19 protein-coding genes are annotated in these 26,656 nt (G+C 53.8%); 15 read left to right on the top strand and 4 right to left on the bottom strand.

Translation table 11 applies throughout. The annotated features are described in order from the left end of the window. The first annotated feature begins 6 nt into the window (after positions 1-6). The 5 genes from purL to glnB all read left to right on the top strand — a co-directional run bounded on the left by purL (position 7) and on the right by glnB (position 8,337). The gene (gene purL, locus AB1E22_RS04235) at positions 7-3,897 is read left to right on the top strand and encodes a phosphoribosylformylglycinamidine synthase (RefSeq protein ID WP_367594232.1); all 3,891 of its coding nucleotides are present in this window, start codon (positions 7-9) and stop codon (positions 3,895-3,897) included. 663 nt (positions 3,898-4,560) lie between these two features. Further along, a complete protein-coding gene (locus AB1E22_RS04230) occupies positions 4,561-5,943 on the top strand; it encodes a sensor histidine kinase (protein WP_437178369.1) in 1,383 nt (460 codons plus the stop codon). 3 nt (positions 5,944-5,946) lie between these two features. Beyond that, a complete protein-coding gene (qseG, locus tag AB1E22_RS04225) occupies positions 5,947-6,615 on the top strand; it encodes a two-component system QseEF-associated lipoprotein QseG (protein WP_367594230.1) in 669 nt (222 codons plus the stop codon). After that, positions 6,612-7,949: a two-component system response regulator GlrR gene (glrR, locus tag AB1E22_RS04220; protein WP_367594229.1), complete on the top strand. Its 1,338-nt coding sequence runs from the start codon at positions 6,612-6,614 to the stop codon at positions 7,947-7,949. The genes qseG and glrR overlap by 4 nt, the downstream gene beginning before the upstream one ends. A gap of 49 nt (positions 7,950-7,998) precedes the next feature. After that, entirely contained in the window at positions 7,999-8,337 is a 339-nt protein-coding gene (gene glnB, locus AB1E22_RS04215; RefSeq protein ID WP_367594228.1) for a nitrogen regulatory protein P-II, read from the top strand. 195 nt (positions 8,338-8,532) lie between these two features. On the opposite strand, the gene hmpA is transcribed toward glnB, so the two are convergent. Beyond that, positions 8,533-9,723: an NO-inducible flavohemoprotein gene (gene hmpA, locus AB1E22_RS04210; protein WP_367594227.1), complete on the bottom strand. Its 1,191-nt coding sequence runs from the start codon at positions 9,721-9,723 to the stop codon at positions 8,533-8,535. A gap of 472 nt (positions 9,724-10,195) precedes the next feature. Here hmpA and glyA point away from each other — a divergent pair, with 472 nt between their 5' ends. Next, positions 10,196-11,449, top strand: coding sequence for a serine hydroxymethyltransferase (gene glyA, locus AB1E22_RS04205; RefSeq protein ID WP_367594226.1), 1,254 nt, complete (start codon positions 10,196-10,198; stop codon positions 11,447-11,449). A gap of 60 nt (positions 11,450-11,509) precedes the next feature. Here glyA and AB1E22_RS04200 read toward each other — a convergent pair whose 3' ends face one another. After that, positions 11,510-12,706, bottom strand: a complete 1,197-nt coding sequence (locus tag AB1E22_RS04200) for an ROK family protein (RefSeq protein WP_367594225.1) — start codon at positions 12,704-12,706, stop codon at positions 11,510-11,512. A 115-nt stretch (positions 12,707-12,821) separates the two neighbouring features. Between AB1E22_RS04200 and AB1E22_RS04195 the strand changes: the two genes are divergently transcribed. From AB1E22_RS04195 to AB1E22_RS04180, 4 genes are all read left to right on the top strand, one after another. After that, positions 12,822-16,097: a DUF5107 domain-containing protein gene (locus AB1E22_RS04195; RefSeq protein ID WP_367594224.1), complete on the top strand. Its 3,276-nt coding sequence runs from the start codon at positions 12,822-12,824 to the stop codon at positions 16,095-16,097. Between the two features lie 86 nt (positions 16,098-16,183). Beyond that, positions 16,184-17,623 (top strand): sugar porter family MFS transporter, encoded by a 1,440-nt coding sequence (locus AB1E22_RS04190; protein ID WP_367594223.1) that lies wholly within the window; start codon positions 16,184-16,186, stop codon positions 17,621-17,623. Continuing rightward, positions 17,624-18,448, top strand: coding sequence for an aldose 1-epimerase (locus AB1E22_RS04185; RefSeq protein WP_367594222.1), 825 nt, complete (start codon positions 17,624-17,626; stop codon positions 18,446-18,448). 169 nt (positions 18,449-18,617) lie between these two features. Then, a complete protein-coding gene (locus AB1E22_RS04180) occupies positions 18,618-19,769 on the top strand; it encodes a 3-phenylpropionate MFS transporter (RefSeq protein ID WP_367594221.1) in 1,152 nt (383 codons plus the stop codon). Here the strand turns inward: AB1E22_RS04180 and csiE are convergent. Further along, positions 19,756-21,036, bottom strand: coding sequence for a stationary phase inducible protein CsiE (gene csiE / locus AB1E22_RS04175; protein ID WP_367594220.1), 1,281 nt, complete (start codon positions 21,034-21,036; stop codon positions 19,756-19,758). The two genes, AB1E22_RS04180 and csiE, sit on opposite strands and share 14 nt — an antisense overlap. Before the next feature lie 138 nt (positions 21,037-21,174). Between csiE and AB1E22_RS04170 the strand changes: the two genes are divergently transcribed. Next, entirely contained in the window at positions 21,175-21,810 is a 636-nt protein-coding gene (locus AB1E22_RS04170) for a DUF1007 family protein (RefSeq protein WP_367594219.1), read from the top strand. Continuing rightward, on the top strand, positions 21,801-22,784 hold the full coding sequence (locus tag AB1E22_RS04165; RefSeq protein ID WP_367594218.1) for a nickel/cobalt transporter: 984 nt from the start codon (positions 21,801-21,803) through the stop codon (positions 22,782-22,784). The genes AB1E22_RS04170 and AB1E22_RS04165 overlap by 10 nt, the downstream gene beginning before the upstream one ends. A 103-nt stretch (positions 22,785-22,887) precedes the next feature. On the opposite strand, the gene suhB is transcribed toward AB1E22_RS04165, so the two are convergent. Further along, a complete protein-coding gene (gene suhB, locus AB1E22_RS04160) occupies positions 22,888-23,691 on the bottom strand; it encodes an inositol-1-monophosphatase (protein ID WP_367594217.1) in 804 nt (267 codons plus the stop codon). 118 nt (positions 23,692-23,809) lie between these two features. On the opposite strand from suhB, the gene trmJ reads away from it, so the two are divergent. From trmJ to iscS, 3 genes are all read left to right on the top strand, one after another. Beyond that, positions 23,810-24,550, top strand: coding sequence for a tRNA (cytosine(32)/uridine(32)-2'-O)-methyltransferase TrmJ (gene trmJ, locus AB1E22_RS04155; protein WP_367594216.1), 741 nt, complete (start codon positions 23,810-23,812; stop codon positions 24,548-24,550). A gap of 131 nt (positions 24,551-24,681) precedes the next feature. Beyond that, entirely contained in the window at positions 24,682-25,185 is a 504-nt protein-coding gene (iscR, locus tag AB1E22_RS04150; RefSeq protein ID WP_367594215.1) for a Fe-S cluster assembly transcriptional regulator IscR, read from the top strand. Between the two features lie 240 nt (positions 25,186-25,425). Then, positions 25,426-26,640 (top strand): cysteine desulfurase, encoded by a 1,215-nt coding sequence (iscS, locus tag AB1E22_RS04145; protein ID WP_367594214.1) that lies wholly within the window; start codon positions 25,426-25,428, stop codon positions 26,638-26,640. Positions 26,641-26,656 lie beyond the last annotated feature (16 nt).

The raw sequence follows: 26,656 nt of genomic DNA, 5'->3' as shown, positions 1-26,656 counted from the left end.
TCTTTGATGATGGAAATTCTGCGTGGTTCGCCCGCTTTATCGGCATTTCGTATTAACAAATTACTGGCCCGCTTTAATGACGCCAACCTTCCGGTCAGCGACATTTATGCCGAGTATATTCACTTTGCCGATCTCGACGCGCAGCTCGACTCTGATGAGCACGCCCGTCTGCAAAGGTTGCTGAAATATGGTCCAACCCTTGCTGACCACGCCCCGACCGGCCACCTGATTCTGGTTACGCCGCGTCCTGGTACCATCTCACCCTGGTCCTCAAAAGCTACCGACATTGCCCACAACTGCGATTTAGCCAAAATTAAGCGCCTTGAGCGCGGTGTGGCGTATTACGTTACTGCCAGCCAATTGACGGATGAACAGCGCCTGCAAGTCGCCGCATTGCTGCATGACCGCATGATGGAAAGCGTTTTTGACTCGCTTGAGGACGCCCAGCAATTGTTCTCTCATCACACGCCTGCGCCGGTGCAAAGCGTTGACCTGCTCTCGCAAGGGCGCGAAGCCCTGGTTGAGGCGAACATTCGCCTGGGCCTGGCTCTGGCAGAAGATGAAATCGATTATTTGCAGGATGCGTTCACCAAACTGGGGCGCAATCCGAACGACATCGAGCTGTATATGTTCGCGCAGGCAAACTCCGAACATTGCCGCCACAAAATTTTTAATGCCGACTGGATTATTGACGGCGTAGAGCAGCCAAAATCGCTGTTCAAAATGATTAAGAACACCTTCGAGAAAACCCCGGATTACGTGTTATCAGCTTATAAAGATAACGCCGCCGTGATGGAAGGTTCCACGGTGGGGCGCTTCTTCGCCGATCACGAGGCTGGCCGCTATGACTACCACCAGGAAGATGCGCATATCCTGATGAAAGTCGAAACGCACAACCACCCAACGGCAATCTCTCCGTGGCCGGGTGCAGCGACCGGTTCCGGCGGCGAAATCCGTGACGAAGGCGCAACAGGCCGTGGTGCAAAACCTAAGGCGGGTCTGGTCGGTTTCTCCGTTTCAAACTTACGTATCCCAGGCTTTGAACAGCCGTGGGAAGAAGATTTCGGTAAGCCGGATCGCATCGTCACCGCGCTGGATATCATGACTGACGGCCCTCTGGGCGGTGCGGCATTTAACAACGAATTTGGTCGCCCGGCGCTGACCGGCTACTTCCGTACCTACGAAGAGCAAGTTAACAGCCACAACGGCGTTGAACTGCGCGGCTACCACAAGCCTATTATGCTGGCGGGCGGCATCGGTAACATCCGTGCTGACCACGTTCAGAAAGGTGAAATCACCGTCGGCGCGAAACTGATCGTGCTCGGCGGCCCGTCCATGAACATCGGTTTGGGCGGCGGAGCGGCTTCTTCTATGACCTCCGGTCAATCCGATGCGGATCTCGATTTTGCTTCCGTTCAGCGCGACAACCCAGAAATGGAGCGCCGCTGCCAGGAAGTTATCGACCGCTGCTGGCAGTTGGGCGATGCCAACCCAATCCTGTTTATTCACGATGTGGGCGCGGGTGGTCTTTCCAACGCCATGCCGGAGCTGGTGAGCGACGGTGGCCGCGGCGGGCGTTTCGAGCTGCGCGATATTCTCAACGATGAGCCGGGCATGAGCCCGCTGGAAGTGTGGTGTAACGAATCTCAGGAACGGTATGTTCTGGCGGTTGCGCCAGACCAGTTGCCGTTGTTCGATGAACTCTGCCGCCGCGAACGTGCGCCGTACGCCGTTATTGGCGAAGCGACTGAAGAAAAGCATTTAACGCTTAACGATAGCCATTTCGACAACCAGCCGATTGATATGCCGCTGGACGTTCTGCTCGGTAAAACGCCGAAAATGGAACGTAACGTGGAAACCCTGAAAGCGAAGGGCGATGCGCTGGATTGCCGCAACATCACCCTCGCTGATGCGGTAAACCGCGTGCTGCATTTGCCGACCGTCGCAGAGAAAACGTTCCTTGTGACCATCGGCGACCGTTCGGTTACCGGCATGGTCGCCCGTGACCAGATGGTTGGCCCGTGGCAGATCCCGGTTGCTAACTGCGCGGTCACCACTGCAAGCCTGGATAGCTACTACGGCGAAGCGATGTCCCTCGGCGAGCGTGCGCCTGTCGCGCTGCTGGACTTCGCAGCATCCGGTCGTCTGGCCGTTGGCGAAGCGCTGACAAACATTGCCGCAACGCAAATCGGGGCGCTCAATCGCATCAAACTCTCGGCTAACTGGATGTCCGCAGCCGGTCACCCAGGTGAAGATGCTGGCCTTTACGAAGCGGTGAAAGCGGTTGGCGAAGAACTTTGCCCGACGCTTGGCCTGACCATTCCGGTTGGCAAAGACTCTATGTCGATGAAAACCCGTTGGCAGGAAGGTAACGAGCAGCGCGAAATGACCTCGCCACTGTCGCTGGTGATCACCGCCTTTGCGCGTGTTGAAGACGTTCGCCGCACCGTTACGCCACAACTGCGCACTGAAGAAGATAACGCCCTGTTGCTTATCGATTTGGGGGCGGGCCACAACGCACTAGGCGCAACCGCACTCTCCCAGGTTTATCGTCAACTGGGTGACAAACCTGCTGACGTCCGCAGCGCTGAGCAGCTTAAAGGCTTCTTCAATGCGATTCAGGCGCTGGTTGCCGAGCAAAAACTGCTGGCCTACCACGACCGTTCTGACGGTGGTCTGTTGGTGACGCTTGCGGAGATGGCCTTTGCGGGCCACTGCGGTGTTGAAGCGGACATCGCCACTTTGGGTAAAGATCATCTGGCCGCACTGTTCAATGAAGAGCTGGGCGCGGTGATTCAGGTTAAAGCGGCGGATCGCGCAGCGGTTGAGAAAACCCTCGCAGACCATGGTCTGGAAAATTGCGTTCACTTCCTCGGCAAAGCGGTTACCGGCGACCGTTTCACGCTTGCCGCTGACGGCCATCCGGTGTTTAGCGAAAGCCGCACGACCCTGCGCATGTGGTGGGCAGAAACCACCTGGCAGATGCAGCGCCTGCGTGACAATCCAGCCTGTGCGGATCAAGAGCATGAAGCGAAAGCTAATGACAACGATCCTGGCCTGAACGTGAAGTTGAACTTCGATATTAAAGAGGACATCGCGGCACCGTTTATCGCTACCGGTGCGCGTCCGAAAGTTGCCGTGCTGCGCGAGCAGGGCGTTAACTCCCACGTTGAAATGGCGGCGGCATTCCACCGCGCGGGTTTCGATGCCATTGACGTTCATATGAGCGATTTGCTGGCGGGTCGCCGTGGTCTGGAAGATTTCCAGGCGCTGGTGGCGTGCGGCGGTTTCTCCTATGGCGACGTGCTGGGTGCGGGTGAGGGCTGGGCGAAATCTATCCTCTTTAACTCGCGCGCGCGTGACGAGTTCGAAACCTTCTTCCATCGCCCGCAAACTCTGGCGTTGGGCGTGTGTAACGGCTGCCAGATGATGTCCAATCTGCGTGAACTGATTCCGGGCAGCGATCTGTGGCCACGCTTTGTGCGCAACCACTCTGACCGCTTTGAAGCGCGTTTCAGCCTGGTAGAAGTGACCTCCAGCCCATCGCTGTTACTGCAAGGTATGGTTGGCTCGCATATGCCAATCGCTGTTTCTCACGGTGAAGGGCATGTGGAAGTCCGCGATGCGACACATCTCGCGGCGCTTGAAACCAAGGGGCTGGTGGCGCTGCGCTTTATCGATAACTTCGGCAAGGTAACGGAAAACTACCCGGCGAACCCGAACGGCTCACCAAACGGGATTACGGCGGTGACTAACGAAAGCGGGCGCGTCACGATTATGATGCCGCACCCGGAACGTGTGTTCCGTACCGTGAGCAACTCATGGCACCCATCCGAGTGGGGTGAAGATAGCCCGTGGATGCGTATTTTCCGCAATGCGCGTAAGCAACTCGGTTAAGTTTTCCCCCTCACCTAACCCTCTCTCAAGAGAGTGGGCCGGGTGAGGGCGTCCGTACTAACAAAAAATCCCTTCGCTAAACCGAGGGGATTTTTTTGTCTCTTTTCCCCGACGTCAGATATTTCTTTGTGTCGCTAATTGGTGACACTTAAATTGTTGATTTTAAAAGTGATGAAAATATCCCTTTTTCACCGTTGCTAATTAGCGACAGTGGGTGCAAAAAATAACCAGCTTGTGAAATGCTTCATACGTCAAATAAACATAATAGAAACATTGATGTGCGGAATGTATAGCAAACATGGCACATATAATGCATAATACTACGCAGTGGCTCATTCACCTTCCTATGTCAGCCCCCGCAAGGGTCGTGCTACATAAATCATAGAATGACGCACTACAGGTGCCTGCCGTCCACCTTTTGATTATTGTCAGTCTCGTACTGCTTTATCATGCTCCGGACGAAACGTTGAGTAAGGCGCCGCCTAATTCCAGAACAAAGGCAGAGATGAATCTCTGCCTTTGTTGTTTCTGAATCGCCCTTTCTCAACCTTCAGACTTTAAACTCCCGCCGATCCCCGCTAGCATCCATTCATAGATAGCGTTAGCGAGATAAAACGATTGAACCAGTGGCACTTTTTCCCACGTTCCTTGCGTCAGCTTGTCATGATGGCTTTTCTGCTGGTGTTGGTACCCTTGTTGGTTCTGGCATGGCAAGCCTGGCAAAGCCTTAATGCGCTTAGCGATCAGGCGGCGTTGACCAACCGCACCACGCTTGTGGATGCACGCCGCAGCGAAGCAATGACGAACGTTGCGCTCGAAATGGAACGTAGCTACCGCCAGTATTGCGTGCTGGACGATGCCACGCTGGCAACGCTCTACCAGGGGCAGCGCAAGCGCTATGCCCAGATGCTTGAAAGCCATGCCGATGTTCTGCCCGACAACCGTCTATACCAGGCCTTGAAGCAGTCCCTGAACGATCTCGCTGAAATCCAATGTAAAAATAGTGGCCCGGATACTGCCGCCGCTGAACATCTTGAAGCGTTCGCTACGGCCAATGCTGAAATGGTGCAGGCCACCCGCGCCGTGGTGTTTTCCCGGGGGCAGCAACTCCAGCAGGAAATTGCCGAGCGCGGGCAGTTCTTTGGCTGGCAGGCGCTGGTGTTATTCCTGTTGAGCTTTGCCCTGGTGATTGTCTTTACGCGCATGATTATCGGCCCGGTAAAAGGTATCGAACGGATGATTAACCTGCTTGGCGAAGGGCATTCGCTGGGCAAAACGGCGTTATTTAAAGGGCCACGAGAGCTACGTTCCGTGGGGCAACGAATCGTCTGGTTAAGCGAGCGCCTCGCCTGGCTTGAATCCCAGCGCCATGAGTTTTTGCGTCACATCTCTCATGAGTTAAAAACCCCGCTTGCCAGTATGCGCGAAGGCACCGAATTGCTTGCCGATCAGGTCGTCGGCCCGCTAACCAACGACCAAAAAGAGGTGGTGGAAATACTCGATAACAGCAGCCGCCATCTGCAAAAATTGATTGAACAATTATTGGATTACAACCGCAAGCTCGCCGATGTTCCAGTCGAAATGGAAAAAGTTGAGCTGGCCCCGCTGGTTGAGGTGATTATTGCCGCTCACAGTTTGCCAGCACGGGCTAAAATGATGCGTACCGAGTGTCACTTTAGCCCGGTGGCGTGTCTTGCCGAACCGATGATGTTAATGAGCGTGCTGGATAATCTCTATTCCAATGCGGTGCACTATGGGGCTGAATCCGGTACCCTTTATCTACGCAGCACCCAAATGGGTAATACACTTTATATTGATGTCGCCAATACTGGCGATCCCATTCCGGTCGCAGAACGAGAGATGATTTTTGAACCTTTTTACCAGGGAAGCCACCAGCGCAAAGGTGCGGTTAAAGGGAGTGGATTAGGGCTGAGTATTGCCCAGGACTGTATCCGCCGTATGCGTGGCGAACTGTACCTGATTGACGATGAAACGGCGGATGTATGCTTCCGTATCGAGTTGCCTGTTTTTCCCGAGAACAAATAAAAAATGAAAGTGACTATATTTCGCCCGCTATCAGCATTGCTTGTGCCTTTGTTGCTGGCGAGTTGTGTGCAAAACAGTGTGCCCCAGGACGTAAAACATCCGCAGCCGATAGCCGAGCCGGAACAACAGTTGGCTGATTATTTATCGACAGATTGTCAGGACATCTGGCAAAACCAGAACCACGACTCCATGACCAACCCGCTGTATTGGCTGCGGGCGATGGATTGCGCCGAACGTTTAGCCCCGGCGCAGGCACGTGCAGAGGCGCGTCGCTGGCCGTCTGATACCTGGCGCGATACCTTCAAGCGCGGCATTCTGCTGGCGAATGCCAAAATCACGCCCACCGAGCGTCGTCGTTACATGACCAAACTCGATGCGATGACGGCTGAAGTGCCTTCGCAGGTGCGATCTCTGTTCCAGGTATGGCGCGACGGGCAGGCTTCCCTGCTGGCGCTTTCCGACGAACGTTCGCGCTACAGCAAATTACAGCAGTCGTCAGACAGCGAGCTTGATACGCTGCGTGAACAGCAGCAGCGGCTCAGAAGCCAGCTCAGTTTGACCACGCGAAAACTGGAAAATCTCACGGACATTGAGCGCCAGCTTTCCAGCCGTAAACCGGCCAGCACCGAATTACCGGACAACACCAAACCCACGCAGGAGGCGAAACCATGACGCAACGCAAACCGGCCCGATTACTGCTCGTTGATGACGATCCCGGCCTGCTCAAGTTGCTGGGTATGCGTCTCACCAGTGAAGGTTACACCGTCTCGACGGCGGAAAGTGGCGCGGAAGGGCTGCGTCTATTGGGGCGAGAAAAAATCGACCTGGTGATAAGCGACCTGCGGATGGATGAAATGGACGGCATGGCGCTGTTTGCTGAAATCCAGAAAGTGCAGCCCGGCATGCCGGTGATCATTCTGACCGCGCACGGTTCAATTCCTGATGCGGTTGCCGCCACGCAACAGGGCGTTTTCAGCTTCCTCACTAAGCCGGTGGATAAAGACGCGCTCTATAAAGCTATCGACGATGCGCTGGCACATTCGGTTATCGCCGGTGATGACATGTGGCGGGACACTATTGTTACGCGCAGCCCAATCATGCAGCGTTTACTGGAACAAGCGCGCATGGTTGCCCAGTCCGACGTGAGTGTGCTGATTAACGGGCAAAGCGGTACCGGGAAAGAGATCCTTGCGCAGGCGATTCACAACGCCAGCCCGCGCAGCAAAAAAGCGTTTATCGCCATCAACTGCGGCGCATTGCCGGAGCAGTTGCTGGAGTCTGAACTCTTTGGTCACTCGCGCGGGGCCTTCACCGGCGCGGTCAGCAGCCGGGAAGGGCTGTTCCAGGCCGCAGAAGGCGGGACGCTATTCCTCGATGAAATTGGCGATATGCCTATTCCTTTGCAGGTCAAATTATTGCGCGTGTTGCAGGAGCGCAAAGTGCGCCCATTAGGCAGCAACCGCGATCTCGACATCGATGTGCGCATTCTCTCGGCTACCCACCGCGATTTGCCGAAAGCCATGGAGCGCGGCGAGTTTCGTGAAGATCTGTTTTATCGCCTGAACGTGGTGAGCCTTAAAATTCCGGCGTTACATGAACGTGCCGAAGATGTGCCTTTACTGGCGAATCATCTCCTTCGCCAGTCAGCCGACAGGCATAAACCGTTTGTGCGCAGTTTCTCAACCGACGCCATGAAACGTCTGATGGCGGCAAGCTGGCCGGGCAACGTGCGCCAGTTGGTTAACGTCATTGAACAGTGTGTTGCCCTGACGTCTGCCCCGGTCATCAGCGAAGCGCTGGTTCAGCAGGCGCTGGAAGGGGAAAACACCGCGCTGCCTACGTTTGTTGAAGCGCGTAATCAATTTGAGCTGAACTATTTGCGCAAATTGCTGCAAATGACCAAAGGGAATGTCACTCAGGCGGCGCGTGTGGCGGGGCGCAATCGTACAGAATTCTATAAATTACTCTCCCGGCATGAGCTCGATGCCAATGACTTTAAAGAGTAGTCTGTGGTAGGTTGAACTATTGATGAAGTGCGGGAATATAGAGAAAACCATGAAAAAAATTGATGCGATTATTAAACCGTTCAAACTGGATGACGTGCGCGAAGCGCTGGCTGAAGTGGGCATCACCGGCATGACGGTCACTGAAGTAAAAGGTTTTGGTCGTCAGAAAGGCCACACCGAGCTGTACCGTGGCGCTGAATACATGGTGGATTTCCTGCCAAAAGTGAAAATCGAAATCGTCGTCACCGATGACATCGTTGACACCTGCGTGGACACCATTGTCCGTACCGCGCAAACCGGTAAAATCGGCGATGGTAAAATTTTCGTCTTTGATGTAGCGCGTGTGGTGCGTATTCGTACCGGCGAAGAAGACGACGCGGCGATTTAATTTTTGCGCCTAGCGGACCCCCTCCCGACCTCCCCCTTGCCAGGTGGAGGGGCTAACTGCAGGGGAGAAGCTAAAAATGCCAGTCTCCTCTGCTCCCTCCCCTGGAAAGTGGAGAAGCTAAAAGCGCCAGTCTTCTCTGCTCCCTCCCCTGGAAAGGGGAGGGTTGGGGTGGGGTCCGTAAGGGGCAGAAGAAAATCACATCACCTTGTGCGGCCCAAAGCACTCGTAATGAATCCTGTCTTGCTCAACGCCCAGCTTCACTAACTGCTCCGCCGCAAAACGCATAAAGCTCACCGGGCCACACAAATAAAACTGCATCTCTGGCGCACTGATTTTGCTCTCCAGCGTGACTAAATCCATCACGCCTTCGCTATCAAATTTCGCCTGCGCACGGCAGTTTTCACTCGGAATGCGATACCAGACGTGGCGCTCAAAGCGTGGCAACTGCTCGCCCAACTGATTCACTTCATCGGCAAACGCGTGCACGTCGCCGTGCTCCGCCGCATGGAGCCAGTTAACCTGGGCTGAATGGCCATTCTTCGCCAGCGTATCAAGCATTGCCAACATCGGCGTTTGGCCGACGCCCGCTGAAATCAGCGTAACGGGAGTATTGGCGCTAACATCCATAAAGAAATCACCCGCCGGGGCTGCAAGATGCACTTCATCGCCTGGCTGCGCGTGGTTGTGCAGCCAGCTTGAAACCTGCCCCAACTCTTCACGTTTAACCGCAATGCGGTAGCGCTTGCCGTCAGGCTTGCGGGTCAGTGAATACTGGCGAATTTCCTGATGAGGGAAACCTTCTGGCTTCAACCACACGCCAAGATATTGGCCCGGCTGATAATCAGCGACAGGTTTGCCATCCACCGGCTCAAATTCAAAGCTGGTGATAAGCGCGCTTTGTGGCTCTTTTGCCACAATACGGAAGGCACGAGTTCCTTCCCAGCCGCCATTTTTCTCCGCATTGCTTTGGTAAATTTCAGCTTCGCGATGGATAAACACGCCCGCTAACACGCCGTATGCCTTGCCCCACGCATCCAGCACTTCCTGGCCTGGGCTGAACATTTCATCCAGAGTGGCTAACAGGTGGCCGCCGACAATATCGTACTGCTCAGGTTTAATTTGAAAACTGGTGTGCTTTTGCGCGATTTTTTCAACCGCGGGCAGCAGCACCGCCAGATTTTCAATATTGGTCGCGTACGCGCAGATAGCGTTGAACAGCGCTTCGCGCTGGTCACCATTGCGCTGATTGCTCATGTTAAAGATCTCTTTCAGCTCAGGGTTATGGCTGAACATGCGATCGTAAAAATGCGCGGTCAGCTTTGGCCCTGTAGCAGCGAGAAGAGGAATAGTGGATTTCACAACGGCGATGGTTTGTGCATCAAGCATTTAAAGCTCCATATTGTTATCAATAATAGTTAATGTTGTATTTTAAATGCATCTTATAAAAATATTGTCGTAAAAAAAAGCACTACATTGTAAAGGGTGACCCATTGTGTCGATGCGGTTCACATAACGTGAAATTTCTGCATGTTGATGATGAATTAATATCCGTTGAAATCGCTGACAACTTTTGCCTTCAAACCCTTGCAGGACGCCAAGCCAATCGTTTGCGTAAAAACCTCTGTCAAGACCTATCACACGATTAAGATTCAGTTTACACTGTTGCCCGTTGTATATCCGTCATCCTTCAAGCTGCAGGGATGTTGGCTGCAATCACTTACCCGAATCACTTACCTTAGTAAGCTCATCGGGATAAGCTCCCTTGCCGCCTACCTGCAACTCGAATGCTAACGGGTATATTTATTACGGCCATAAAGCTGTGCAAATTTTTGCTGTTAGCTGAGTTTAGGAGATGCGAATGTTAAAACGTGAAATGAACATTGCCGATTACGATGCCGATTTATGGCAGGCCATGGAGCAAGAAAAAGTACGTCAGGAAGAGCACATTGAACTGATCGCCTCCGAAAACTACACCAGCCCTCGCGTGATGCAGGCTCAGGGTTCTCAGTTAACTAACAAATATGCTGAAGGCTACCCAGGCAAACGTTACTACGGCGGTTGCGAATACGTTGATGTGGTTGAACAACTGGCTATCGACCGTGCAAAAGAGCTGTTTGGCGCTGATTACGCTAACGTGCAGCCGCACTCAGGTTCTCAGGCAAACTTCGCGGTATACACCACGCTGCTGGAACCAGGCGACACCGTTCTGGGGATGAACCTGGCACACGGCGGCCACCTGACTCATGGCTCCCCGGTAAACTTCTCCGGTAAGCTGTACAACATCGTGCCTTACGGTATCGATGAATCCGGTCACATCGACTACGCAGACCTGGAAAAACAAGCCAAAGAACACAAACCGAAAATGATCATCGGTGGCTTCTCTGCTTATTCTGGCGTGGTTGACTGGGCAAAAATGCGTGAAATCGCAGACATGGTTGGCGCTTACCTGTTTGTTGATATGGCGCACGTTGCCGGCCTTATCGCCGCAGGCGTTTACCCGAACCCGGTTCCACATGCGCACGTTGTTACGACGACTACGCATAAAACGCTGGCAGGCCCGCGCGGTGGTTTAATCCTCGCCAACGGCGGCAGCGAAGAGCTGTACAAAAAACTGAACTCCGCGGTATTCCCGGGCGCGCAGGGCGGCCCACTGATGCACGTGATTGCGGGCAAAGCGGTTGCGCTGAAAGAAGCGATGGAACCTGAGTTCAAAACTTACCAGCAGCAAGTGGCTAAGAACGCGAAAGCGATGGTCGCTGTGTTCCTGGAACGCGGCTACAAAGTGGTTTCTGGCGGTACTGACAACCACCTGTTCTTGCTGGATCTGGTTGATAAAAACCTGACCGGTAAAGAAGCGGATGCTGCTCTGGGTCGCGCGAACATCACCGTGAACAAAAACAGCGTGCCAAACGATCCGAAGAGCCCGTTTGTGACCTCCGGTATCCGTATCGGTACCCCAGCCGTGACTCGCCGTGGTTTCACTGAAGCAGACGTTCGCGAACTGGCTGGCTGGATGTGTGATGTGTTAGACAGCATCAACGACGAAGCGGTAATCGAACGCACTAAACAAAAAGTTCTGGATATCTGCGCCCGCCTGCCGGTTTACGCATAATCCCGTCCTACTTTATGTTGCTCTCAAACCCCGGTTCGCCGGGGTTTTTTACGCCTGTTATTACACTTCATTCAACGCCACTTCTGCGTACAAATAGCCAATTCCCATCACTTGTTGGGGCCGGGTTAACTGCCCAAAACTAATCTGCGTCGCATTCATTTTTAGCGCATCGCCATGGTCAAACGGGTTAAATCCAATTTGCCGGTCGATTGTCGCAAGCCAGCTTTCTCCGAACCCGCAGCTTCTACCGTAGAATAAAATTTGGTTGATATTCAAAATATTAAGGAAGTTGTACAGGCTCAGGCCAATTGCATTGGCTGCATTTTCAACCCACCGGCGAACCTGCTCGTTTCCGTCATGCCAGGCGGCGATAAGCTGCGTCGATGTAATCGTTTCCGGGTCGAGCTTTGGAGAAATAGGCTGCGATTTTAGCCAGATACGCGCCTGTTTTTTCAGGGCTGTCAGCGAGGCGACGGTTTCCAGACAGCCGTATCTCCCGCAATCACAGGCCATGCCATCGGGGTTGACAATCGTGTGGCCGATTTGCCCGCTGCCGTACAAACTGCCGCGATAAATTTGCCCGTTAATCACAAACGACGAACCGATGCCGTAATCGACGTTAATCACGCAAAAATCCTGGCGATTGGCCGGATTCTGCCATTTCTCCGCCAGCGCCAGCATCACGCAGTCGTTATCCACCCGCACCGTTATACCGAGCTTTTCTTCCAGCAAATATTTGATTTCTAACGGCTCGCGCCACGGTGCCTGGGGCATGGTTTGCGATACGCCGGTTATCGGATCGACCTGCCCGTGAATGCCGAGCGCAAGATTGATCGTTTTTTTCGGCCAGCTTTTGCGTTGGTTACGCCAGATATTTTCGATAGCGGCTAATAATGACTGCGGCGTGGTGGGGTTAACCTGAATGCGTTCAAATCCCCCCAATGGCGAAAGCTGCGCGTCGCACAGTTGGCTCTCAATGCTGGTGGGAGTCACATTCATACAAAGAATAAACGCACCGTCGGCCGGGATCTGATAACTGCCGCTGTTGATGCCTCGATTACTAAGATTTTCACTGGAGTGACTCAGTTTTCCGTCTGCCACCAGCTCATCAAGAATCTTGCTGACCGCCGGAATCGACAGTCCCGTGTGTTGCGAAAACTGCGATTTACTCAGGCGCTTATGCTGCCACACCAGTTTCATGATCGTCTGGCGATTTATCTGCCGCACGCGTTGGTTATTCAGCCCTGAATCATACATTTCACTAAACTCCGTTAACTTTATTGTGTGAGCATTAAGCGCTCTAAGCCGGAATGAGTTCTCTACACTGCAAACATAACGTATTTCACTGTTGTTTGTTTACTGGAGAGGCGAAATGTACGGAGCCGTTAACGTCTGGCAAGAGACGATTGCTTTGCCCACCTGGACTACCGGTGCGGAAGATCCGAACCCAATGTTTCTGGAAAACCGCGTTTATCAGGGGTCGTCCGGTGCCGTTTATCCCTACGGTGTTATCGACACGCTCACCGGCAAGCGTGAGATGCGCGAGTACAACGCGGTATGGATTGAAAACGATTTTATTCGCGTGATGCTGCTGCCTGAGCTGGGTGGTCGTATTCATCGTGCTTATGACAAAGTGATGGAGCGCGATTTCGTTTACTACAACGAAGTGGTGAAACCTGCGCTGGTGGGGTTAGTCGGGCCGTGGATTTCCGGCGGGATTGAATTTAACTGGCCGCAGCACCATCGCCCAACCACGTTTATGCCGGTTGATGTGACGTTCCAGAAACATGACAAAGGGGCGCAAACCGTCTGGCTGGGTGAAGTGGAACCGATGCGCGGCTTGCAGGTGATGACCGGATTCACGCTTTACCCAGAAAAAGCGCTAATCGAAATTACCGGCAAAGTTTTTAACGGCAATGCGACGCCGCGCCATTTCCTGTGGTGGGCGAATCCGGCTGTGAAAGGAGGCGATGAACACCAGTGCGTCTTCCCACCGGATGTCACGGCGGTGTTTGACCACGGCAAACGCGATGTTTCGGCCTTCCCGATTGCCCACGGCACCTACTACAAAGTCGACTATTCTGCGGGCGTTGACATCTCGCGCTACAAAAATATTCCGGTGCCGACCTCTTACATGGCGGATAAATCAGATTACGATTTTGTCGGCGCTTACCATCACGGCGAGCAGGGCGGTTTACTGCACATTGCCGATCACCATGTTTCCCCCGGCAAGAAACAGTGGACGTGGGGAAACTGCGATTTCGGCCAGGCGTGGGACCGCAATCTGACTGATGAAAACGGGCCGTATATCGAACTGATGACCGGCGTGTTTACCGATAACCAGCCGGACTTCACATGGATTGCGCCATACGAAGAAAAAGTCTTTGTGCAGAACTTCCTGCCGTACAGCCAGCTCGGGACTCTGCAAAATGCCAACACCCAGGCGGCGATAAAACTCGAGCGCCACAACGGAGAATTACATCTTGGTGTGTACGCCATCGCGCCCTTATCTGGCGTGACGTTTGAGCTTGAATCGGCGGGAAGTATTCTTTGGAAAAACACGCTGACACTACAACCGGCGCAAGCGTGGCAAGAAACCCTCAGCGACAAATGGCCGCAGCGGCTGACGCTCAATCTGCGTGATGCGCAGGGCAATCTGATTCTCAGTTATTGCGAACACGTTCCAGAAGATTTACCTCTGCCGCAGCCTGCCAGCGTGCCCGCTAACCCCCACGACATGACCAACTGCGACGAGCTGTATTTTATCGGCCAGCACCTTGAGCAATATCTGCACGCCAGCCGTTCGGCATTCGACTACTACCAGCGTGCGCTGGCGCTCGACCCCGAAGATTATCGCTGTAATGTGGCGCTGGGAACGCTGGAGCTTAATCGCGGTAACTGGATTCTGGCCGAGCAGTATGCGGATGCCGCACTCAAACGCGCCCATCGCCTGAATAAGAATCCACAAAACGGTGACGGCAGCATGCTGCGCGGGGCGGCAAAAGAGAAACAGAATGACTGCGACGGCGCCTTTGATGATTACTTCAAAGCGAGCTGGAGTGGCAACTGCCGTGATGCGGCTTTTTATGCCCTCGCTCGCCTGTCACTGCGCAAAGGAGACGCGGCTCAGGCGCTGGCGTTTGTGAATCAAAGCCTGAAATTTAACGCCAGCAACAATCTGGCGATGGGGCTGAAAGCGCTGGCGCTGCATCAAACGGGGGCATCACAACAGGCGCAAACCTGGATTGCGCAGCAGCTTGAAGAATACCCGCTCAGTTACGTTCTGCATTACGCCCGCTGGGCGATAACGCAAACGGAAGCTGATCGCACAGAACTCTTGCGAGTGACCGGCAAGCGCGGCGTGAATGCCAGCGTTTTGGCGGGATGGCTGGTGAGTCTTGGGCAGGAAGACGCGGCCAAAGCGATGCTCACTGTTCTGGATTCGCAAGAGGCGATGCCGCTGCTGTGGCGTGCGGCGCTGGAAACCGACCATGCGCAGCAGCACCGTTTTGTGCAACAGGCGCAGGAGAATTTTGCCCGTAAAGTTCGCTTCCCGAACACGCTTGATGAAGTGCAAATGCTGCAACGTTTGCCGCACGATGGGTTTGCGCAGTATCTACTCGGCTGCTTCTGGTACAGCAAACGCCGTTACCACGAAGCGGTAGATTGCTGGCACTTTGCCGCCGGGCAGCTTCCTGAGTCTGGCGCGGTGCAGCGTGTTCTGGGGATTCATGCCTGGAATAAATTGCACGATGCGCCGCTGGCGGAAGGGTATCTCCGGCGTGCGGTTGAGCTCGAACCCGACAATGCCCGCTTCCTGTTTGAACTCGATTATTTGCAGAAACTCAACGGTCGGGGGACCGAAGATCGCCTGGCGCATCTTGCTGCCCGCCGCGATGTGGTGCTTAAACGTGACGATCTCACTGCTGAACTGCTGAGTCTGTGGAACATTCACGGCGAAACAGATGCGGCGGCGCAGGTGCTGGCGCAACGCAAGTTCCACCCGTGGGAAGGCGGGGAGGGCAAAGTCACCGGGCAGTATCTGATTAATCTGCAACGTCGTGCTCTGGATTGCATCGCCGAAAAACAATTTGGTAAAGCCGAGGAGCTGCTTCAGCAGGCGCTGAGTTACCCGGAAAATCTCGGCGAAGGGCGTTTAGTAGGCCAGAGCGATAACGACATCTGGTATCTGCTTGGCTGGTGCGCGCAACAGCTTCAACAGCCGGAGCGTGCGCAGCGCTATTTTGAACGCGCTCTTGAAGGCGGTTCCACGCTTGAAGCCGGGCGCTACTACAACGATCAGCCAGTGGATTACCTGTTCTACCAGGCGATGGCGCTTGCGCGTATCGGTGAAAAATCCCAGGCGCAGCAGCAATTCCGCAGCTTTATCTCCTGGGCTGATGAGCACTTTAACGACCGGTCAGAACCCGATTTCTTTGCGGTATCGCTGCCTGATTTAGTGGCGCTCGACGCTAACCGTCAATCTGCGCATCAGCAGCATTGCTTGTTTGTCGCCGCCCTTGGGCATTTGGGCCTGGGGGAATACCCCGAGTTTGAAGCAGCTCTGAAAGCGTTAACAGCGCAAAACCCGGCTCATGACAAAGCGCATCTGCTGCTTTTGGCCGTGCAGCGTGGAGTGTTTGCCTGAGTATTTAAATAACGATAAATGGCGGGTGCCAATACGGTTGTACACCCGCCCCTCTGTATCTCTACAAGTACAAACGAGGAATCACAATGAACACTGTGCAGACACAATTACGCATGGGGTACGTCTGGACTATTTGTCTGGTTGCCGCATGCGGAGGCTTGTTGTTCGGTTACGACTGGGTGGTGATTGGCGGTGCGAAACCGTTTTATGAAGCCTATTTTTCGATTACCGATCCTGCGCAATCCGGCTGGGCGATGAGTTCTGCCCTGGCGGGCTGTGTGTTTGGGGCGTTGATTTCCGGCTGGTGCGCGGACCGATTTGGACGCAAGCTGCCGCTAATCCTCTCGGCAATACTGTTCAGCGCCTCGGCATGGGGTACCGCCATGGCCAGCAACTTTGACATGTTTGTGGTGTATCGCATCGTCGGCGGCGTGGGGATTGGTCTGGCTTCGGCGTTAAGCCCGATGTATATCGCGGAAGTGAGCCCCGCAGAAAAACGCGGCAAGTTTGTCGCGATTAACCAGCTTACGATTGTGATTGGCGTTTTGGCCGCGCAGCTTATCAATCTGATGATTGCCGAACCGGTTGCCAGCACCGCAACAATGCAACAAATCACCGAGAGCTGGAACGGGCAGGTTGGCTGGCGTTGGATGTTTGGTGCGGAGCTGATTCCGGCGCTGGCGTTTTTAGGGCTGATGTTCTTTGTGCCTGAATCCCCGCGCTGGCTGGCACGCGCCGGTAAAAGCGAACGCGCACATCAAATGCTTAGACGTATCGGCAACCAGAAATACGCCGATGATACTCTCTACGACATTCAGCAAACGCTGAGTAACGACACGCAAAAAGTGTCATGGAGCGCGTTATGGCAGCCGCAGGTTAAGCCGATCATTATCATCGGTATGGTACTGGCGGTGTTCCAGCAGTGGTGTGGGATCAACGTAATATTCAACTACGCGCAGGAGATCTTCGCTTCCGCCGGGTTTGATATTAACAGCACGCTGAAATCGATCGTCGCGACCGGCTTAATCAACCTGATTTTTACCATCATAGCGCTGCCGCTGGTGGACAAAATCGGCCGTCGCAAACTGATGCTGTTTGGTGCCGCCGGGTTAACGGTTATCTACGCGTTAATCGGCGCGGCGTATGGCCTGGGGATTATGGGGCTGCCGGTGTTGTTATTGGTTCTGGCAGCAATTGCGATTTACGCCCTGACGCTGGCTCCGGTGACCTGGGTTCTGCTTTCGGAGATTTTCCCGAACCGTGTGCGTGGCCTTGCGATGTCTTTGGCTACACTTGCGCTGTGGGTGGCGTGTTTCCTGCTGACCTACACTTTCCCGCTTTTAAACGCCGGCCTGGGTGCGGCGGGCAGCTTCCTGCTGTATGGCGTGATTTGTGCGGCTGGTTTTATCTATGTACGCCGTTATGTGCCAGAAACAAAAGGGGTTAGCCTGGAGGCGCTCGAAAAACGCATGGCGGAACAACATGGCGCAGCAGCGAAAGCACGCGCAGAACGAGCGGCGCATTAAGTGATGAAAAGCCTGTTACTTGAGAATGACTATTTGCGTTTAACCGTCGCCCCGCAGGGGGCGGCAATTCTCAGCCTTGATTCACTCATATATCACCAACCGGTGCTTTATGCCGGCGAAAAAGCGCTGTTCCCGATGTTACCCGTGGCAAATCGCGTCGCGGGTAATGCCTTTTTGTTGCACGGGGAAAACGTCCAACTTCCGAAGAGCCCGGTGGACGAGCAATTCTTTTTGCACGGCGACGGCTGGCTGAAAACCTGGCGGGTGGAAAAGCACGATGCACAATATATTGCCCTGACGCTTCGAAGCCAGCATGTCTGTGGATTTGATTACCAGGCTCGGCTGATTTATCGGCTGGAGGAAAATCGTTTTATTGCTGAGCTGGAATTAACGCATCAGGGCGGTAAGCCGATGGTTTACGGGCTTGGGTTCCATCCCTTTTTCCAGCTTACGCCTGCAACGCGCATGCAGTTTGGCGCGACAGGCTTCTGGCCGGAAGGTGAACACCATTTGCCGCTGGCGTGGTGCGGTGAGCTGACGCCGCAAACAAACTTTATCGCATCGAAAATTCCGGATAACCAGTGGCTGAACGTGGGCTATTCCGGCTGGAATGGCACCGCGTTGATTGAAAGCGAAACCATGCGCGTGCAGATGAAATGCGACACGCCGTATCTGATGGTGTTCCGTATGGAAAATGAGCCGTTTATTTGCCTTGAACCGCAAAGCCATCCGGTTAACGCCCATAATATGACGGGGCAACCGGGGCTGGTGTTTTTGGGGCATGGGGAAACGACACGGCTAGCAATGGAAATGATGGTTATGTAGGTCGGATAAACGTCAGTGCCATCAGACACTTCCGGTGGATGGCGCTTCGTTTGTCCACCCTGGCAAAGCAATAAAGCCATTTAATTATTGCGTGTTATTAGTCTGTTAATGATGACTTGCAAGCTGGTCAATGCTCCGCCACACTATCGCCTCCGAAACGGGAGGGATCATGGTTTTGCATTCTACGCGCTGGCTTGCGCTCAGTTATTTTACCTACTTCTTTAGCTACGGGATTTTCCTGCCGTTCTGGAGTGTCTGGCTCGCCGGAGTCGGTTTACCGCCTGAAACCATCGGGCTGTTATTAGGTGCAGGGTTAATTGCCCGTTTCCTGGGGAGTTTGCTCCTCGCCCCACGTGTTACCGATCCTTCCCGACTGGTCTTTGCGCTGCGTCTGCTCGCCCTACTCACTTTGTTGTTTGCCGTTGCTTTCTGGTTCGGGCAAACCGCCACCTGGCTGTTGGTGGTGATGGTCGGGTTTAACCTGTTTTTCTCTCCGCTGGTGCCGCTCACCGATGCGCTGGCTGGCACCTGGCAAAGACAAATTACGATGGATTACGGGCGCGTGCGCCTGTGGGGTTCGCTGGCATTTGTCATCGGGTCGGCGATGACTGGAAAACTGGTTAGTCTGTATAGCTATCAGGCGATTTTGGTGCTGCTGAGCATAGGTGTCGCATCGATGTTAATCGGCATGATGCTGCGCCCCTCCGTGATGCCGCAGGGGGAAACGCGACACACCGAAGGTGCAGGCTGGCAGGCGTGGAAGAAACTGGTGCTCGGTTCGTGGCGCTTCCTTGCCTGCGTAACTTTGTTGCAAGGTGCACATGCTGCGTACTATGGATTCAGCGCTATTTACTGGCAGGGCGCAGGCTATTCCGCCTCGGTTGTCGGGTATTTGTGGTCGCTGGGCGTGGTGGCGGAAATTGTGATCTTCGCCCTGAGCAATAAACTGTTCCGCAACTGGGGCGCTCGTGATTTGCTGCTGCTTTCCGGCGTGACGGGAATTGTGCGCTGGGGTTTAATGGCATCCACCACCGAATTACCGTGGCTGATTGCTGCGCAAATCCTGCATTGTGGTAGCTTCACGGTTTGCCATCTTGCAGCGATGCGCTATATCTCAGCCCGGGAAGGCAATGAAGTCATTCGCCTGCAGGCGGTCTATTCCGCAGTGGCGATGGGCGGAGGTATTGCCGTGATGACCATGTTCTCTGGCTATCTTTACCAGCACATGCAGGGCAATGTGTTCTGGGTTATGGCGCTGGTGGCCGTACCTGCGTTATTCATTCGGCCACGCCCGGTTTCATACTGCGTTAACACTCAATAATTTTACGAATTTGCTGCTGCTGGTGATCGCCCAGCGGCAGCGTAACGTGAATCAGCGGCGGAGAGTAAAGCGGCAGCGTGGTGGAGTAGGGAGTAATCACCAGCACCACCTCCTTCGGTGCGCCCTCTTTTTGATAGCTGTGAATCGTCAGATGTTTAATATTGAGCGGGAGCAGGGTTAACTCACGCAACTGCTGTTCAATGCTTTGCTCAAGCTCCATGTTGTTGCCCGTGAGCAACAACACCTGCTTTTCATGTAAATCATTTTCCTGCATCAGCCACGCGCCAAAAATCACCGCCACCAGACCCACTTCTTCGTCAGAAAAACGCATCGCGAAATGACTTTCGAAATCGTTGAATGCTTCGCGCGTGGTTCGCATCAGACGCGGATACAGTCGCGTAATTTCCTCGGGCAAACTGTTATCAATTCCAATCCCGAACTGGCAGCGGTCCAGCGCCTGGGCGAGATGAATATAGAGCTGATCGCCCAGGCCCTGTTCGTCACTAAATGACATCCCCGCCAGCTCACGGAAACGCGCAATCATGCCCGAAATAGCGGAACGTAAGCGTAAGTCCTGCTCATGGTTGTCACGAATGGGGTCGGGGGTGCGCATGAGCTGGAATAAAAGCGCTAAGAATAGCTGCTCGTTTTCATTGGCTGATTGCATCACCCGGCGCTTCCAGTGGCGGGCAATCTCAAGGGCGACTAAAAACTCCGGGCGCATTTGCGTCCATGCTCGTTGCTGCTCGGTAAATTCTGGCGTGATTCCCGCATGATGCTGATGCAGGCAGTACTGCAAAAACAGCGTTAAAAACTGCATGTCGCGGGAATCAAACTGCCGCTGCAAACGCCGGGCGCACAGGCCAATCAACGCCTGCAGATTCTTTTCATCATACAATGCGGTCAAAATACCTTGCTGTTTAAGCTGAGTTTTGAGCTGAGGGGTAAAATGCTGCTGCACAAAGTGCGGGCAGAGCCGCAATGCACGCCGCAACCAGTGCAACAAGCACAGGCGACGATCCAGTGGCGTGCCCTCAATCCGGTAGCTGCCGTCCTGTTGGGTAATGAGCCTCAGCCGGTGATAGCGCTGGATTTCATCGCCCGTGTCGGCTATATCTTGCAGGGCTTTGGTGTCATCAACCCCGTTGAGTCTCGCGAGGATCTCTGGAGTGACAGTTTGGCCCGGTAAGTAAAGCAACAAAAGCAGGTGGCAGCGACGCTGCGGACTAGAGAGTACAGATGGTGGTGGCGAGAGCAGTGTCATCATCCGCATAACCAAGTCAACGTTTATTAATGCTAAGAGTAGCTAAACCTTTTGTCGTAGTGCGTCTCAGTTGAGCTTTTTAATTACGGAATTCTGACTGGCTCACAGAATTTTAAACCAGAGAGAATAATGAGCAGGAAAATGTGTAACAGAATTGCGGTTTTCGCCTTGAGTTCGGCGCTTTTTAGCCCGCTTGCATCGGCTCATCCGCACAGTTTTATTACTCTGGTAACGACGGTAGTGGCGGAAAATGACCAACTGACCGGCCTAAAAATGCAGTGGACGATGGATGAAATCACTTCAGCGGATCTACTGTATGACGCCGGGAACGCGAAACCCGATTCGCCAGTCTGGAAGAAGCTCGCCGCCGAAGTGATGGCGAACGTGCTGGGGCAGCATTACTTCACCGAGTTCTGGCATGACGGTAAAAAAGTGACGTTTAATAATTTGCCGCCTGAGTACGGCCTCGCGCGCGTCGGGCACAAAGCGGTGTTGACCTTTGTGTTACCGCTTGCCCATCCTCAGCCGTTAAAAGGGCAAACCTACCGGTTCGCCACATTCGATCCGACCTATTTTGTGGATATGAGTTACGACCACGATAGCGATGCGAAATTGCCAAAAGCGTTAGCGGAGCAATGCAAAATTTCGGTGAAAACACCCAAGCCAACCGAAGATATGCAGGCGTTTGCGCTGTCGCTCGATAAAGCCGATGCGCCGCCAGAAGATATGGAGCTGGGTAAACAATTTGCTCAACAGGTGACGTTGCAATGTCCGTAATCCCTTCAGCCAGAACGCCTTCACGCCGCTGGCTGCATTTTTGGCCGCTGGCGCTTTTCCTGTTTGTCTGCGCCGTGGTGCTTTGTGGCCTGTGGTACTACTGGCCGCAAATTATCCTTAATAGCGCGATGTGGCAGAAATCTATCAACCAGCAGATGAGCGCCCTGTTGCGTGATGTTGCTGAAAATCCGGCGCGTACCGGTTGGTCGTTGCTGTCATTCAGTTTTCTCTACGGCGTTCTTCATGCGTTAGGGCCGGGGCATGGGAAAGTGGTGATCACCACCTGGCTTGCGACGCATCCTTCCCGCCTGAAAAGCAGCCTCAAGCTGACTTTTGCTGCTTCACTGTTACAGGGGGGAGTTGCGATTGGGCTGGTAACGGTCGTGCTGGGCGTGTTGGCTCTGCCGTCACGGCAGCTGCATCAGAGCAGTTTCTGGCTGGAGAAGGGCAGTTATCTGCTGGTGGGGGTTCTGGGGTTAATGCTGTGCGGGCGTGCTTTACGCAATCTGAAAAGTGCGCTGCGTAAACCTGGGCGTTTTACCTCTTTTACCCCCCATCACGTCCATTCTGATAACTGTGGTTGCGGCCATCAGCATTTGCCGACGCAGCAACAGCTTGATGCCGGAGACGACTGGCGCGCGCGGGCGATGATCGTTTTGTCGATGGGAATGCGCCCGTGTTCCGGGGCAATCATGGTGCTGCTGTTTAGTAAAGTGATTGGCGTTTATAGCTGGGGTATGTTGTCGGCACTGACGATGGCGGGTGGCACCTCTATCACCATCTCCGGGCTGGCGTTTTTAGTGCATGGTTTTCGTCAGCTCGCGGTGCGGATGAGCGGAAATAAAGCCCCGGTTTTATGGCGGCAAATTGCCTGGGCGACGTTAGCGCTTGCGGGGGGCGGGATTTTGGTCTTAGCGGCGGTGGTGATGTGGCTGAGTGCTCAACCGACTATGCAGGGAATACGGCCTTTTTAGCTTTAGAATGACCCCTCCCGACCTCCCCCTTGCCAGGTGGAGGAGCGTTAACTCCCTCCCCTGGAAAGGGGAGGGCTGGGGTGGGGTCAACGAATGCCTGAAATTAACGCTTCAGCGCTTCGCTTAATTCATCACGCATGGTAGCCAGCATCGCTTTCACGACGCGTGGGTTACCTGCAACGATGTTGCCGCTGGTCAGGTAGTTGTGGCCGCCGGTGAAATCACACACCAGGCTACCAGATTCACGTGCAATCAGCTCGCCCGCAGCAAAATCCCACGGCTTCAGGCCAATCTCGAAGAAACCATCAACGCGGCCAGCCGCAACGTAAGCCAGATCCAGCGCTGCTGAACCGGTACGACGGAAGTCTGCACACTGGGTGAACAGTTTGCCAACGATGTTGATATAAGGAGTTGCGTGCTGCTTCAGCTTGAACGGGAAGCCCGTTGCCAGAATGGTGCCGTCGAGGTCACGTGCATTGCTGCCGCGCAGACGGTAACCGTTCAACTGTGCACCTTGACCGCGAACAGCCGTGAACAGCTCGTTACGCATTGGGTCATAAACCACAGCAACTTCGGTGCGGCCTTTAACGCGAACAGCGATAGATACCGCGAAGTGCGGCAAACGTTTGATGAAGTTTGAAGTGCCATCCAGAGGATCGATAACCCATTGCACATCCTGCTCGGTACCCGCCAGCTCGCCTGATTCTTCAGCGATAATGGTGTGTTGCGGGTAGGATTTGCGGATAACTTCGATAATCAGACGCTCGGCGTCTCTATCAACGTTAGTCACAAAATCGTTGCTACCTTTCTGGCTCGCTTCTACAGCGTCAGGGGTTTCGTAGTTCTTGGCAATTAAATTGCCCGCCTTGCGCGCAGCGCGCACGGCGATGTTGAGCATCGGATGCATCGGTCTCTCTCTGGATGTTAAAGAACGGAAAACGCGGCGGAGTATAGCAGAGCGTTCGGAATATGTCCCAGGGTTATGATAGGATATCGCGATAATCTTTTCAGGCTATGAGTCAATAATGCTGCAAAACGTACGTATAGTGCTGGTCGAAACCTCTCATACCGGCAACATGGGCTCTGTAGCTCGTGCGATGAAAACCATGGGGCTAACAAATCTGTGGCTGGTGAATCCGCTGGTGAAACCTGACTCTCAGGCTATCGCGCTTGCCGCGGGTGCCAGTGATGTTATTGGTGATGCAAAAATTGTCGATACGCTGGATGAAGCGTTGGCAGGTTGCAGTCTGGTAGTTGGTACCAGCGCACGTTCACGCACGCTGCCATGGCCGATGCTCGATCCGCGCGAATGCGGTTTGAAGACAATTTCTGAAGCGCAAGAAGCCCCTGTGGCGATTGTTTTTGGCCGCGAACGTGTGGGTTTAACCAACGACGAATTGCAGAAATGCCATTACCACGTCGCTATTCAGGCCAATCCAGAATACAGCTCGCTAAACCTTGCGATGGCGGTGCAAATCCTCGCCTATGAAGTGCGAATCGCCTGGCTTGCCACGCAAGAAGAGGGCAAAGAAACGGTAGTGGTCGAAGACCTGACTCAGTATCCAACGGCCGACGATCTTGAGCGTTTTTATGGTCACCTGGAACAGGTATTGCTGAAAACCGGCTTTATTCGCACCAGTCACCCCGGCCAAATTATGAGCAAACTACGCCGCTTATATAATCGCGCACGCCCGGAAACTCAAGAACTTAACATCCTGCGCGGGATGCTTTCTTCTATTGATAACGAGAAAAAATCCGGCAAATAATACTTGAGTAAATTGGTGGGTTAAATAGTTGACCAATTTACTCAGGAATGTCAGACTTGCGGCCTGCTATGTGGATAAACACATTTATAAAAAACCCCCGGTTCGAGGGGCTATCTGAGGTTAAGTAAGACATGAGACTGACATCGAAAGGACGTTATGCCGTGACCGCAATGCTCGACGTTGCGTTGAACTCCGAATCAGGTCCGGTGCCGTTGGCTGATATTTCTGAACGTCAGGGAATCTCTCTCTCCTATCTGGAGCAGTTATTCTCTCGTCTGCGTAAAAATGGCCTGGTTGCCAGCGTACGTGGTCCTGGCGGTGGTTATCTGTTAGGCAAAGAAGCAAATAGCATCGCGGTTGGTGAAGTCATCAGCGCTGTAGATGAATCTGTCGATGCGACCCGTTGCCAGGGTAAAGGTGGCGACGGTAAAGGTGGTTGTCAGGGCGGCGATAAATGCCTGACTCACGCGCTGTGGCGCGACCTGAGCGACCGTCTGACCGGTTTTCTGAATAACATCACTTTGGGTGAACTGGTGAATAACCAGGAAGTGTTGGACGTTTCTGGTCGCCAGCACAATGAAAACCATCGCAGCACGCGCTCTCAAGACGCAATCGACGTCAAACTGCGCGCCTAATTTACCCGTCATATTTCGGGTTGCAACTGCGTTGGCCGCACTTGCTCGCCCCAGTCACTTACCTGATGTAAGCTCCTGGGGACTCTCAAGTTTGCCGCCTTGCTGCAACACGAACTATTTAGGGTAAAAATAAAAATTGATTTCAGAATTAGGCCGGGGCGCCATGCTCCGTCAACCAGGTCGTTCATTCAGCCAGTTGCCTGATTCATTGCATTGAGTGATGTACGGAGTTTAAGAGCAATGAAATTACCGATTTATCTCGACTACTCTGCGACTACGCCGGTTGACCCGCGTGTTGCGCAGAAAATGATGCAGTTTTTGACTATGGACGGAACCTTCGGTAACCCGGCTTCTCGTTCCCACCGTTTCGGCTGGCAGGCGGAAGAAGCAGTAGATATCGCCCGTAATCAAATCGCTGAACTGGTTGGTGCAGACCCGCGTGAAATCGTCTTTACCTCCGGCGCAACTGAATCTGATAACCTCGCAATTAAAGGTGCGGCTAACTTCTATCAGAAGAAAGGCAAGCACATCATCACCGTGAAAACCGAACACAAAGCTGTGCTGGACACCTGTCGCCAGCTTGAGCGTGAAGGTTTTGAGGTGACCTATCTGGCACCGCAGAGCAACGGTATCGTTGACCTGAACGTGCTGGAAGCGGCAATGCGTGACGACACCATTCTGGTTTCCATCATGCACGTGAATAACGAAATCGGCGTGGTGCAAGATATCGCGGCAATCGGCGAAATGTGCCGTGCGCGTGGCATTATCTATCACGTTGATGCGACTCAGAGCGTAGGCAAAATGCCTATCGACTTGAGCACCCTCAAAGTTGACCTGATGTCTTTCTCCGGTCACAAAATCTATGGCCCGAAAGGGATCGGCGCGCTGTATGTTCGCCGTAAACCACGTATCCGTATCGAAGCTCAGGTACACGGTGGCGGCCACGAGCGCGGCATGCGTTCAGGTACTCTGCCTGTTCACCAGATCGTCGGCATGGGCGAAGCTTACCGTATCGCGAAAGAAGAGATGGAAACAGAAATGTCCCGTCTGCGCGGTCTGCGTAACCGCCTGTGGAACGGCGTGAAAGATATGGAAGAAGTCTATCTGAACGGCGACCTGGAAAATGGGGTTCCGACTATCCTGAACGTGAGCTTTAACTACGTTGAAGGCGAGTCCCTGATCATGGCGCTTAAAGACCTCGCGGTTTCCTCCGGTTCTGCCTGTACTTCAGCAAGCCTCGAGCCATCCTACGTACTGCGTGCGCTGGGCATGACTGATGAGCTGGCACATAGCTCTATCCGTTTCTCTTTGGGTCGTTTTACTACTGAAGAAGAGATCGACTACACCATCGAACTGGTACGTAAGTCCATTGGCCGTCTGCGCGACCTTTCTCCGCTGTGGGAAATGTTCAAACAGGGCGTGGATCTTAATTCCATCGAATGGGCTCATCACTAATCGGTATCGAATTCAG

Source organism: Buttiauxella gaviniae, from assembly GCF_040786275.1.
In the GTDB taxonomy this organism is placed as follows: domain Bacteria; phylum Pseudomonadota; class Gammaproteobacteria; order Enterobacterales; family Enterobacteriaceae; genus Buttiauxella; species Buttiauxella gaviniae_A.
The sequence above is the reverse complement of the archived record's forward strand: the minus strand, read 5'-3'. Positions and strand labels throughout refer to the sequence as shown.